General features: G+C 74.5%; 9 protein-coding genes. 2 read left to right on the top strand and 7 right to left on the bottom strand.

The features are described from left to right. Positions 1-124 precede the first annotated feature (124 nt). Positions 125-1,714, top strand: a complete 1,590-nt coding sequence (locus ACIBAD_RS11505) for an NlpC/P60 family protein (protein ID WP_398906047.1) — start codon at positions 125-127, stop codon at positions 1,712-1,714. Here ACIBAD_RS11505 and ACIBAD_RS11500 read toward each other — a convergent pair. The 5 genes from ACIBAD_RS11500 to ACIBAD_RS11480 form a co-directional block, all read right to left on the bottom strand. Then, on the bottom strand, positions 1,666-2,925 hold the full coding sequence (locus ACIBAD_RS11500) for a styrene monooxygenase/indole monooxygenase family protein (RefSeq protein WP_134071277.1): 1,260 nt from the start codon (positions 2,923-2,925) through the stop codon (positions 1,666-1,668). The genes ACIBAD_RS11505 and ACIBAD_RS11500 overlap by 49 nt on opposite strands. An 83-nt stretch (positions 2,926-3,008) precedes the next feature. Then, entirely contained in the window at positions 3,009-3,623 is a 615-nt protein-coding gene (locus tag ACIBAD_RS11495) for an ATP/GTP-binding protein (RefSeq protein ID WP_134074407.1), read from the bottom strand. A 25-nt stretch (positions 3,624-3,648) separates the two neighbouring features. Beyond that, positions 3,649-4,068 carry a DUF742 domain-containing protein gene (locus ACIBAD_RS11490; protein WP_134074406.1) on the bottom strand — a complete coding sequence of 140 codons (420 nt, stop codon included), beginning with the start codon at positions 4,066-4,068 and terminating at the stop codon, positions 3,649-3,651. Continuing rightward, the gene (locus tag ACIBAD_RS11485) at positions 4,065-4,547 is read right to left on the bottom strand and encodes a roadblock/LC7 domain-containing protein (protein ID WP_398906044.1); all 483 of its coding nucleotides are present in this window, start codon (positions 4,545-4,547) and stop codon (positions 4,065-4,067) included. The genes ACIBAD_RS11490 and ACIBAD_RS11485 overlap by 4 nt, the downstream gene beginning before the upstream one ends. Further along, positions 4,544-7,834 carry a nitrate- and nitrite sensing domain-containing protein gene (locus tag ACIBAD_RS11480; protein ID WP_398906042.1) on the bottom strand — a complete coding sequence of 1,097 codons (3,291 nt, stop codon included), beginning with the start codon at positions 7,832-7,834 and terminating at the stop codon, positions 4,544-4,546. Before ACIBAD_RS11480 ends, ACIBAD_RS11485 begins: the two co-directional genes overlap by 4 nt. Positions 7,835-8,304: 470 nt before the next feature. Here ACIBAD_RS11480 and ACIBAD_RS11475 point away from each other — a divergent pair, with 470 nt between their 5' ends. Beyond that, a complete protein-coding gene (locus ACIBAD_RS11475) occupies positions 8,305-9,078 on the top strand; it encodes a hypothetical protein (RefSeq protein ID WP_398906040.1) in 774 nt (257 codons plus the stop codon). Positions 9,079-9,121: 43 nt separating this feature from the next. Here the strand turns inward: ACIBAD_RS11475 and ACIBAD_RS11470 are convergent, their stop codons facing one another. Continuing rightward, the gene (locus ACIBAD_RS11470) at positions 9,122-9,574 is read right to left on the bottom strand and encodes a MarR family transcriptional regulator (protein WP_030153656.1); all 453 of its coding nucleotides are present in this window, start codon (positions 9,572-9,574) and stop codon (positions 9,122-9,124) included. 148 nt (positions 9,575-9,722) lie between these two features. Further along, positions 9,723-12,119: an endopeptidase La gene (gene lon, locus ACIBAD_RS11465; protein ID WP_398906038.1), complete on the bottom strand. Its 2,397-nt coding sequence runs from the start codon at positions 12,117-12,119 to the stop codon at positions 9,723-9,725. Positions 12,120-12,240: the final 121 nt, after the last annotated feature.

Here is a 12,240-nt window from a genome sequence, read left to right as displayed (position 1 = left end):
GGGCCTGATGGGGCCCTGCCTGCGGCAGCGGTGGGCCGGACGGGTGGGCACGGGGAACTGGCCGTCCCCGGTGGGGGATTTGTCATACCGGGCGTGGCAGCATCGGCGGCCTGGAGGTGATCACATGTCACGCCGCGTGCTCCGTGCCGCCTGCATCGCCGCCCTGTTCGTGTCGGCCGGGCCGCTCCCCGTCACGCACGCCGGGTCCGTACCCGACTTCCTGGCGGCCTCGGCCGCCGCCACGACCCCGAAGCCCCGTACCACCGCACGCGCCGCCGACCCCGCAGGCACCCGGGGCACCACCGCCCGGCAGGCCCACGGCTCGACCCAGGCCACCGCCGCGGAGACCGCCCCTGCGGCGCAGCACCCCGACCCGGGGCACACCGCCTCCGGGCGGACCCCCGGCGCCCGCGGAGCCACCGCCGCGCAGGGGCCCGGCTCGGGGGACGGCGCCGACGCGCAGACCGCCACCCCGCGGAACCCCCTCGACATAGGCGCGGCCGCCAAGCGGAACCCCGAGGACGCAGGCGCGGCCGCCAGGCAGGAGCCCGGCAGCGGAGCGGCCGGTGCGCTACCGGGGCCCGGCGCCGCAGGGGCCGGCAGCACAGGGGCCAGCGGCACAGGAGCCGGCGGCACAGGAGCCGGCGCCCTCCAGGGGCTCGGGGTCGGGGAGTTGCTCACGCGGCTGCAGGGGCTCTACCGGGACGCCGAAGCCGCCGCCGAGGGGTACAAGGCCACCGAACTCGCGCTCAAGGCCGGGCAGGACGAGGAGCGGCGACTCAGTGCCGAGCTCGCGAAGGCCCGTACGGACCTCGGCGCCGAGAAGGCCGCCGCCGGGCGGGTGGCGCGGGAGCAGTACCAGGGCGCCGTCGGCTTCTCCCCGTACGCCCGGATGCTGCTCACCGGCGACCCCCAGGCCGCCCAGGACCAGCGTCGGCTCGCCGCCCGCGAGGGCGCCCGGCGGGCCGGTGTGCTGGCCCGGCTCACCCGCAGCGAGCACCGGGCCGCTCTCCTCGCCACCGCCGCCCGCAAGTCCCTCGACGCCCGCCAGAACCTGACCGCGCAGCGCAAGCGCCACAAACAGGAGGTCGACCGCAAGCTCAAGGAGGTCGAGCAGGTCCTCGCCTCGCTCACCCCCGAGCAGCTCGCCGGGCTCGGCTCCCGCGAGGCCGCGAACACCGCCGCCGCGCAGCGGGAGCTGCTGGACTCCGGACGGCTCGGCGACACCCCCCGTACGCCCACGGCCGCGGGCGGCGCCGCCCTGACCTACGCCACCGAGCAGATCGGCAAACCGTACGTGTGGGGCGCCGAGGGGCCCGGGTCCTTCGACTGCTCCGGGCTCACCTCGCGGGCCTGGGCGCACGCGGGCCGGTCCATCCCCCGGACCAGCCAGGAACAGTGGGCGCAGCTCCCCAAGGTGCCCCTGGACGAGCTGCGCCCCGGCGATCTGGTGGTCTACTTCCCGACCGCCACCCACGTGGCCCTGTACGTCGGCGACGGAAAGGTGATCCAGGCCCCGCGCCCCGGCGCGAAGGTCAAGGTGTCCCCCATCGCGGCCAATCCGCTGCTCGGCGCCGTACGGCCCGATGCGGACGCGGCCCCGCTCGCCGCGTTCACCGCACCGCCGCTCCCCGCTGCCTCGCCCGCGGACGGCGGCGACGCCGGCTACTTCGCCGAGGAGGCTCCGGCCGACGACGCGACCTCCGCCAAGTAGTCCTGCGCGTCTTCGGGGTCGTAGAAGTACGCGTCGAAGTCGGCCGGGTTGTCGAAGCCGTTGGCGAAACGATCCGCCACCGGCTGGAGCTGCCCGGCCGCCCCGATCAGGTTCAGCACGTGCTCCGGCGGGACGCCCAGCATCGCGTTCGTCCACTGGGTCACCGGCTTGCCCGTCGTGAACCAGAACTTGTCGAAGGTGGCCTTCATCCAGGCCTCGTCGAACGGCTTGTCCCCGTGCATCAGGATCGACGACAGGTAGGAGGCCGCGCACTTGGACGCGGAGTTCGAGCCCTGTCCTGTGATCGGGTCGTTCGCGACGACCACGTCGGCGACGCCCAGCACCAGGCCGCCGCCCGGCAGCCGGCCGATCGGGTTGCGGACGACCGGCGCGTACCGGCCGGCCAGCGTGCCGCCCGCGTCCGTCAGCTCCACGTTCGCCGCCCGCGCGTACTCCCAGGGCGTGAACTTCTCCATCAGTTCCAGCGTGAGCGCGAGGTGTTCGGCCGGCTCGTGCACCCCGCGGAACACGTCGAGCGGGCCGCCCGGGATCCCCTCCCAGAACAGGATGTCCGCCCGCCCCGACGTCGTCAGCGCCGGCATCACGAACAGTTCGCCCACTCCCGGGACCAGGTTGCAGCGCACCGCTTCCGTCTCCGGGTGTTCGGGGCGCGGTTCGAGCCCGTGCACGTACGAGACCGCCAGTGCGCGCTGCGGTGCGTCGAACGGGGAGCGCGCCGCCTCCCGCCCGAACATCGACACCAGCTCGCCCTTGCCGGCGGCGACCAGCACCAGGTCGTACGTACGGGAGAAGAAGTCGAGGTCGGCGACGGACGCGCCGTGGATCACCAGCTGTCCGCCGCGCTGCACGAAGGTGTCGAGCCAGCCGGCCATCTTCAGGCGCTGGTCGACGGATTGCGCGTACCCCTTGAGGCGGCCGAGCCAGTCGACGGGGCGCGAGCCGTCCGGGGCGGCCACGGACACGCCGATGCCCTCGATCCGCGGGGCGCTGCGCTCCCAGAAGTTCAGCCCGAGGTCGCGCTCGTGCTGGAGCGCCGTGTCGAACATGACCTGCGTGGACATGATCCGACCGGTGCGGATCTCGTCCGCCGTCCGGTTGGACATGAGGGTGATCTCGTACCCCTTCGCCTGGAGGCCGAGGGCGAGCTGGAGACCGGACTGGCCGGCCCCCACGACGAGTATCTTGCGCATCTCACGTTCTCGATTCGGGTGTCGGTTCGGCGGTTCGACGGTTCGGCGGTTCGGCGGTTCGCCGGTCGGGCGGCGCGGGGGACCTATTCGGGGGTCGCGTCCAGCGCGTGGCCCACCAGGGTCACCAGGGACTCGACGACCGTCTCCCGGCTGCGCGCGTCCATGATCAGCACCGGTACGTTCGGCGGGACGGTCAGCGCCTCGCGCACGTCCTCCGGCTCGTACGACGGCGAGCCCTCGAAGTGGTTCACGGCGACCGCGTACGGGAGACCGCAGCTCTCGAAGTAGTCGAGCGCCGGGAAGCAGTCGCGCAGCCTGCGCGTGTCGGCCAGGACGACGCCGCCGATGGCGCCGCGCACCAGGTCGTCCCACATGAACCAGAAGCGCTCCTGGCCAGGGGTCCCGTACACGTACAGCACGAGGTCGTCGGCGAGGGTGACGCGGCCGAAGTCCATCGCGACGGTGGTGGTGCTCTTGTCCGGGGTGCCGGACAGGTCGTCCGTCGGGGCGGCGGCCTGGGTCATCACCGCCTCGGTGCGCAGCGGGGTGATCTCGGAGACGGAGGACACGAAGGTGGTCTTGCCGACGCCGAAGCCGCCCGCGACCAGCACCTTGACGGCGACGGGTGCGCGGGAGCGGTCGTACTGCCAGGGCTGGACGGGCTCGTCGTCCCAGGCGGTCCCGGCGTGGCCGGGTATCGCGACGGGCGTGCCGACGGGCGGGTCAGAGACTGCGAAGACCACTGAGCACCCTTTCCAGCAGCGCGCGTTCGGGGCGCCCGGGGCCGTGCCCCGTCCCGTAGACGCGTATCCGCCCCTGGTCGGCGAGGTCGCTGACCAGGACGCGGACCACCCCGAGCGGCAGCTTCAGCAGGGCGGATATCTCCGCGATGGTGCGCATGCGGCGGCAGACCTCGACGATCGCCGGCATCTCGGGCATGCGGTCTTCGGGCTCGGGCCGCTGCGGCTCCGACGCCCGGGTGTCGCAGGCGGCGACGAACGTCTCCACGTGCAGGACCTGCGCGAAGCGGGTGCGGCCGCCCGTGAGGGAGTACGGGCGGACGCGGGCGGGCCGGCGGTCGGCTCCGCGTATCGGCAGGCGGTCGGACGCCGAAGCGGACGCCGCCGAGGCCGTACTCCTCACGGGGTCTTCTCCATCGACTGGCGCAGCTCGCTGCGGACTTCGGGGGTCAGGACGTGGCCGGCCCGGCCGACGAACAGGGCCATGTGGTACGCCACCACGCTCATGTCGCAGTCGGGGGTGGCGTGCACGCCGAGCAGCGAACCGTCGCTGATGGCCATGACGAAGACGGAGCCGTGCTCCATCGCCACCATCGTCTGCTTGACCGCCCCGCCCTCCATGAGCTCGGCGGCGCCCGTGGTGAGGCTGCCGAGGCCGGAGACGATGGTCGCCAGGTCGGCGGAGGCGCCGCGCGGACCCTTGGTGCGCGCGGGGTTCCGGCCCGCGGCCGCTCCCCCGGGGTCGGAGGACAGCAGCAGGAGCCCGTCCGAGGACACGACGGCGACGGAGTTGACGCCGGGCACCTCCTCGACCAGGTCGGTCAGCAGCCACTGCAGGTTGCGGGCCTGGGTGCTCAGTCCGTACGTACTGGGCGCGGTCATGTGCGTGCCTCCTGTGCGGTGTCCCCCTGGTCGGTGTCCTGTGCGAGTTCGGCGGCCACGACGCGCCGTCCGTCCCGCGTCCCCTGGTAGAAGCCGCCGAGCCGGCGGCGCAGCTCGTCGGCGTCGACGCGGCGCGGCGGCGCGGGCGGCCGCGCGGCCTCGGGGCGGCTCGCGCCCACCGTGCGCGGGGTCCGCTTGGGCAGCCCCTTGCCGGTGACGGCCGCCTCCGGCCCGGAGTCGGGGTGGCTCCCCTGGCGGGGGACCCAGTCGGCCTCGTCGGGCGCGTGCCGGTGGGGCTCCGCCGGGCCGTCGGGGGCGACGGCGGTGGCGGGGTCCCCGGGCAGCGGCAGTCCTGCTTCCGGTACGTCGGCCCGCGGGCCGGCAGCGGGCAGCCGGTCGGGGGCCGCCGGGTCGGGGTCGGGCCCGGCGAAGCCGTCCGGTCCTGCGTCGGGGACGACCCGGGCGAGGAGTTCTTCGCCGGGATCGGGCTCGCCCGGGGCCTCTGCGGGGCTGCCGGCTGCGGTGACCCCCTGGTCGGCGCCCGGAAGCTCGGGCTCCGCCGCCGGGGCGGCGTCCGGGACGACGCGGGCCAGCAGCTCCTCGGCCGGGGCCGGTCCGCCGGACGCGGTGAACACCTGGTCGGCGGGGGGCAGTACCTCCGCGGGATCACCGAGGCCGCGGCCGGCGGTGAACACCTGGTCGGCGGGGGGCAGCTGACCGTCCGCCGCCGGGGCGTGCCCGGCCGCGTCGGGCTCCAGCCCCCCGGCCAGATCCGGCCCGAAGTCCGGAGCCAGGCCCGCGCCCGACGCGAAGTCCGGCTCCGAGACCGGGGCGGACTCCGGCTCCGAGACCGGGTCCGAAACCAGGTCCGGGTCCGGGGCCGAGACCGGGTCCGACTCCGGGTCCGAAACCAGGTCCGGGTCCGGGGCCGAGACCGGGTCCGAGTCCAGATCCGAAACCAGCTCCGGCTCCGCTTCCGCGGTCGGCGCGAGGCCCTGGCCCGGGCCCTGGCCCGTGTCGGTGCCTGCGGGCGTCGGCTCGTCCGCGCCGTCCGGTGCGACCGGGTCCCACTCCATGCCCCGCAGCAGCTCGGCGTCCGCCTCGGGGCCCGGGTCCCGGAAGGGCTCGGCAGCCGGGGCGGGGGCCTGGCCGGCCTGCGCCGACGCCTCCGCTTCCCGCTCCACCGCCGGGGGCTCCGGCATCCGGCGCCCCGGGATCGTGTTCTCGTTCGCCTCTGCGATCACGCCCGGCAGCCGCAGCTCCGGCACGCCCTGCGCGGGCGTGGCGTACGTGTGCACCGGCGAGCTCGGCGGCGTGGCCGGGAGCAGCGAGGCCGGGACGACCACCAGGGCCTCCGTGCCCGCGTGCCGTCCGGCGCGCAGCTCGGCCGTGACCCCGTGGCGGGCCGCGAGGCGGCCCGCGACGTACAGGCCGAGGCCGAGGCCGTGTTCGGCCTCCGGCTCCTCGTCGTAGGCCTCCGGCGTGGCCAGGCGGGCGTTCAGCGCTTCCAGCCGGTCGCCGGTGACCCCGATGCCCTCGTCCACGACGGACAGCACCACGTCACCCGAGTCGAGCAGCCACCCGGAGACCCGTACCTTGGCCTCGGGCGGCGAGAACGTCGTCGCGTTCTCCAGCAGTTCGGCGAGGACGTGCGAGATGTCGTCGGCCGCATGCCCGGCGACCTGCGTGAACGGCGGCAGCGCCGCCAGGTCGACGCGCTCGTAGCGCTCGATCTCGCTGACCGCGGCCCGCATCACGTCGACGAGGGGGACCGGTCCGGCCCCGGCGCCGTGGCCGTGCTCCTGGCCGGCCAGGACCAGCAGGTTCTCGTTGTGGCGGCGCATGACCGTCGCCAGGTGGTCCAGCTTGAACAAGGTCGCCAGCCGGTCCGGGTCCTGCTCCTTGGACTCCAGCTCCTCGATGACCGCGAGCTGGCGCTCCACGAGCCCCAGCGTGCGCAGCGAGAGCGAGACCGACGTCGTCGACATGATGCGGCGGTGTTCTTCGAGGTGGGCCCGCAGCTGCGCCAGTTCCTGCTCCACCGCTTCCCGGCTCGCGGTCAGTTCCCGCTCCAGCGTCTCGCGGGCCGCGGAGAGCGCCTCGTTGCGGCCGATGAGCCGGCGCCCGTCGGCGTCGAGGCCGGCGATCCGGGTGTGCAGGGAGACGGTCTGGTCGCGGACCGCGTTGAGGTGGCGTACGACCTCGGCGAACTCGTCGTTGCGGCCGGTGAAGCGGACCGGCTCGACGGAGCCCTCCGGGGTGGCCAGCCGGGCCGCGCCGCGGCGCAGTACGGACAGCGGCCGGGTCAGCGAGCGGGCGACGGCCGTCGAGAAGCCGACGGCGACCAGGAACAGCAGCCCGAGGACGGCGACCAGCATCTCCAGCCGGGTCACGTCGTCGTCGCGCAGGGTGGCGAGCGCGGTGGCCCGCTGCCCGGCGAGGGTGGCCTCGACGGACCGCATCCGGTCGATGCGGGCGGTGAGCGACGGGGCGACGGCGGCGCCGTCGAGCCGGCGGTCGGCCGTGGAGAGCGTGGGCCGTTCGGTGAGCCGCTTGAGGTAGTCGTCCGCCGCCTTGACGTCGGGTCCGGTGACGGTGGCGGCGAGGGTCTGGCGCACGTCGGGCCGCGCGACCCGGTTGAAGTCGTCGAGCGCGGCCTGCTCCCGTACGCGGGCCCGCTGGGCGGCGGTGCTGAGTTCGTCCGCGGCGGCCGTGTTGGAGGGCTGTTCGCCGCGGGGGACGGCCAGCGCGGCGAGCAGCAGTCCGCGGGTGGCGGAGGCCTGCTCCACGGCCTGGCCGAGGGGGGCCAGCGGTCGGGTGGTGGCGAGGGCGGCGACGGCGCGCGGCGGGGTCAGCTCGGCGAGCCGGTCGCCCGGCGCGAGCAGTTCCGCGATGACGCCCGCGTACGCCTGCTGTGCGGCGAGCGCGCTGCCCTTGCCGTCGACGGCCTCGGCGCGGACGGCCTGGACGCGGCCGAGGGCGCGGGCGAGCGCCTCGTCGGCCTCGTTCTGGACCTCGGCGATCTGGCGGTCGGTGAGCGCGGTGCGCTCCTGCACGGGGCCCTTCGCCTGGGCGCCGGGGCGGCCCTTGGCCACGTACTCGACGACGGCGTCGCGCTCGTCTCCGAGGAGGTGCGCGAGGGTGAGGGTGTGCTGGGTCTGCTCGGCGAGCGTGACCAGCTGCTGGGAGTCGTTCAGCTCCCGCGTCGCGGAGACCACGGCTGGGGCGCCGGCCGCGAGGACGGTGAGGCCGGCGACGGCTACGCCGATGACGAGCCTGCTGCGCACGCGGACGGGGCGTCCTGCGGGGGCTGGTCCGTCGGTGGCGGTGCCGTTCTTCCGAGACCGCTTCTTCTGCACCGGTGCTCGCAATCCTGTACGTGTGCTCGTGCTCGTCTACTCGTGTGGCCGAGGTAACGGCCGGTCAACAAGTAAACGCCCCCTGCCCCCTCGTACCGCCTCAGACCTTCGCAGTGTGTTGGGGAGAGAGCCTGACATCGCCCACCCGGCCACTCGAACGAGTGAACATCACGGATGAGTTGGCGACCAACTCGGCGGTGCGCCTGCAGGGGGCCGTCATGGACGGGTGGTTGAAAGATCGGTGAGGGCTTTGGCAATATGCCCGCCCACAGCCGCCGGAGGCCCGCCGGGCACCGCGTCGGCCGCGCGGATACGGCGCGCCCGACGGACGCCGCATTGGTACGGACCTTTCGCCCCGCTCCGAGGTCCGACACCTGCGGGGCGGGCAGAATGCCCGCATGCGCATCGACCTCGCCTCAGCCCCCGGCAGCCCGGAACGCCCCAACGAGGACTGGCTATCGGCGGCGATGCCCGCCGCGGGCGGCGGAGTCCTGGTCGCCCTGGACGGGGTCACCCCGCCGAGCGGCGAGGTGGGCTGTTCGCACGGCGTGCCCTGGTTCGCGGCCCGGCTCGGAGGCCGATTGACCGAACTGTCCGGATCGCGGCGGGACATGCCGCTGGACCGGATCCTGGCGGAGGCCGTCCGCGGCACCGCCGACGCGCACCGGGACACCTGTGACCTTTCTCACGTACGGACCCCGCAGGCGACGGTGGTGATGGCGCGGTGGGACGAGGAGTGCGTGGAGCACCTCGTGCTCTCGGATTCCGTACTGCTCCTCGAAGCGCCCGGCGGCGAGGTGACGGCCGTGCTCGACGACCGGCTGGACCGGATCCCGCGCGAGCTGCTGCGGACGCAGGCCTCGGCGGACGCCCTGCGCAACGCGGAGGGCGGCTTCTTCACGGCGGCCGCGGACCCGGAGGTGGCCGCCCGGGCGGTGACGGGCCGGACCCCGCGCGAGCGGGTCCGGGCGCTGGCGGCGCTGACCGACGGGGCGAGCCGGTGGACGGACACGTTCGGGGAGGGCGACTGGGCCCAGTGCCTCGCGGTGCTCCGGAAGGAGGGCGCCGAGTCCCTGATCGCCCGGGTCCGCACCCTGGAGTCGGACGCGGGCCGCCCCCGCACGCGCGGCAAGCGCCACGACGACGCGTCGGCGGCGTACGCGGAGCTGTAGCCGCGGCGGTCGCCGTCCGCCGTGGTCGTGACTGCTCGGGCGGCTACTCCGCGCCCTGGTTCAACTGGTGCAGGAGCCGGGCCAGTTCCGCGACCTCTCCCCGGTCCCAGTCGGCGAGCTTGCGCATGTACTGCTCGCGCCGGGCTCCCCGTACGCGCAGGAAACGCTCCCGGCCCTCGTCCGTGAGGCCGACGAGGAAGGCCCGGCCGTCGGCCGGGTCCGGCTCGCGCGCGACCAGCCCCAGCACCTCCAGGGCCCGCAGCTGCCGGCTCATGGTGGCCTTGCCGACACCGAAGTACGCGGCGAGCTCGGTGGCCCGCTGCCGGCCCGCGGCCTCCAGCCGTACCAGCAGCCCGTACGCGGCCGGCTCCAGCTCGGGATGGAGCGCGCGGGCCATCTCCCCGGACGAGGCCCTGGCGCGCCGGAGGAAGACGGACAGCTCCCGCTCCAGGGCAAGGAACTCCTGGTCTTCGCTTCCGTGCACGTCCGCTCCCATCGATGGTGTCCCGAGGCACCAGTATTTCGCAGCGGGCACGCCACCGGCCCGGGACCCCGCCGCAGAGGGGTCCCGGGCCGTGAGCTCCGGCGCGGCGGCCGCATCCGCCGGGCCGGTCGCACTGCCGGCCGGACGGGCCGCGGGCCGGTCAGGCGGCGGCGGCCACCGGGACGGCGTCCGCCGTGAGGGCCAGCTCCAGGACCTGGCGCACGTCCGTCACCGGGTGGACGTCCAGGCCCTCCAGCACCTCGGACGGCACGTCGTCCAAGTCGGCCTCGTTCCGCTTCGGGATGATCACGGTGGTCAGACCGGCCCGGTGTGCGGCCAGCAGCTTCTGCTTGACGCCGCCGATCGGCAGGACGCGACCGGTCAGCGAGACCTCGCCGGTCATGGCCACGTCGGTCCGCACCTGCCGCCCGGAGAGCAGCGAGGCGAGCGCCGTGGTCATCGTGATGCCTGCGCTCGGGCCGTCCTTGGGCACCGCGCCCGCCGGGAAGTGGATGTGCACGCCGCGGTCCTTCAGGTCGGCGACCGGGAGCTCCAGCTCCGCGCCGTGCGAGCGCAGGAAGCTGAGCGCGATCTGTGCCGACTCCTTCATCACGTCGCCGAGCTGCCCGGTGAGGGTGAGTCCGGCGGCCCCCGTCTCGGGGTCGGCCAGCGAGGCCTCGACGAAGAGGACGTCGCCGCCCGCGCCGGTCACGGCGAGCCCGGTGGCCACGCCGGGGACGGCGGTGCGCCGCTCGGCGGGGTCCTGTGCGGACTCCGGGACGTGGTGCGGGCGCCCGATGAGCGCGCGCAGGTCCTCGGCCACGATGCTCAGCGGCAACTCCCGCTCCCCCAGCTCGTGCTGGGAGGCCACCTTGCGCAGCAGGCGGGCGATGGAGCGCTCCAGGGTGCGGACGCCGGCCTCGCGGGTGTACTCCCCGGCCAGCTTGCGCAGGGCGTCCTCCTGCAGCACGACCTCGTCGGCGCCGAGTCCGGCGCGCTCCAGCTGGCGGGGCAGCAGGTGGTCGCGGGCGATGACGACCTTCTCGTCCTCGGTGTACCCGTCGAGGCGCACGAGCTCCATGCGGTCGGCGAGCGCCTCCGGGATGGCCTCCAGGACGTTGGCGGTGGCCAGGAACACCACGTCGCTCAGGTCCAGCTCCACCTCCAGGTAGTGGTCGCGGAAGGTGTGGTTCTGGGCGGGGTCCAGGACTTCCAGCAGCGCGGCCGCCGGGTCTCCGCGGAAGTCCGACCCGACCTTGTCGATCTCGTCGAGCAGGACGACCGGGTTCATGGACCCGGCTTCCTTGACGGCGCGTACGATCCGGCCGGGCAGGGCGCCGACGTACGTACGCCGGTGGCCGCGGATCTCGGCCTCGTCGCGGACGCCGCCGAGGGCGACGCGTACGAACTTGCGCCCCATGGCGTGGGCGACGGACTCCCCGAGGGAGGTCTTGCCGACGCCGGGAGGCCCGACGAGCGCCAGTACGGCGCCGCCGCGGCGGCCGCCGACGACGCCCATGCCGCGCTCGGAACGCCGCTTGCGCACGGCCAGGTACTCGGTGATGCGGTCCTTCACGTCGTTCAGCCCGGCGTGCTCGGCGTCCAGGACGGCCCGCGCGCCGCGGATGTCGTACTCGTCCTCGGTCCGCTCGTTCCAGGGCAGTTCCAGCACGGTGTCCAGCCAGGTGCGGATCCAGGACCCCTCCGGGGACTGGTCGCTGGACCGCTCCAGCTTGTCGACCTCCTTGAGCGCGGCCTCCCGTACCTTCTCGGGCAGGTCGGCGCCCTCGACGCGGGCCCGGTAGTCGTCGGACTCCTCGCCGTCCTTCTCTCCGCCCAGCTCCCGCAGTTCCTTGCGGACGGCGTCCAGCTGGCGGCGCAGCAGGAACTCGCGCTGCTGCTTCTCGACGCCGTCCTGGACGTCCTTGGCGATGGACTCGGCGACGTCCTGCTCGGCGAGGTGGTCGCGCAGCCAGGCGACGGCCAGCCTGAGCCGGGCGACGGGGTCGGCGGTCTCCAGCAGCTCGACCTTCTGAGCGACGGTCAGGAAGGGCGAGTACCCGGAATTGTCGGCGAGGGCCGAGACGCCCTCGATCTGCTGGACGCGGTCCACGACCTGCCAGGCCCCGCGCTTCTTGAGCCAGCTGGTGGCGAGTGCCTTGTACTCCTTGACGAGCTCGGTGACCGACCCCGGCAGCGGATCGGGCAGCCTCTCGTCGACGCTCTCGCCCTCGACCCAGAGCGCCGCCCCCGGGCCGGTGGTCCCGGCCCCGATCCGGACGCGGCCGACACCGCGGATGAGCGCCCCGGGGTCACCGTCGGACAGCCGCCCCACCTGCTCGACGGTCCCGAGCACACCGGTGCCGGCGTACTTCCCGTCGACCCGCGGTACGAGCAGCACCCGGGGCTTCCCGCTCCGGACCGCCGCCTGGGCGGCCTCGACGGCCCCCCGCACCTCGGCGTCGGACAGGTCCAGCGGAACGACCATCCCAGGCAGCACGACCTCGTCGTCGAGCGGCAGCACGGGCAGAGTGAGCGTTACGGACGTCGAAGCCATGATCTTCCCTCCGGCAGTGAAGTTGAGCTATGCCGACTCAATGCATGTGCGCCCCCCAATGTTCCCAACTCCCCGTTCGCCCCCGGCGAACACCCCTCGGCGGTGTCCTTTGACGTGGATC

It is taken from the genome of Streptomyces sp. NPDC051109, assembly GCF_044455885.1.
Taxonomy (GTDB): Bacteria; Actinomycetota; Actinomycetes; order Streptomycetales; family Streptomycetaceae; genus Streptomyces.
This window is presented reverse-complemented; position numbering and strand designations above follow the sequence as displayed.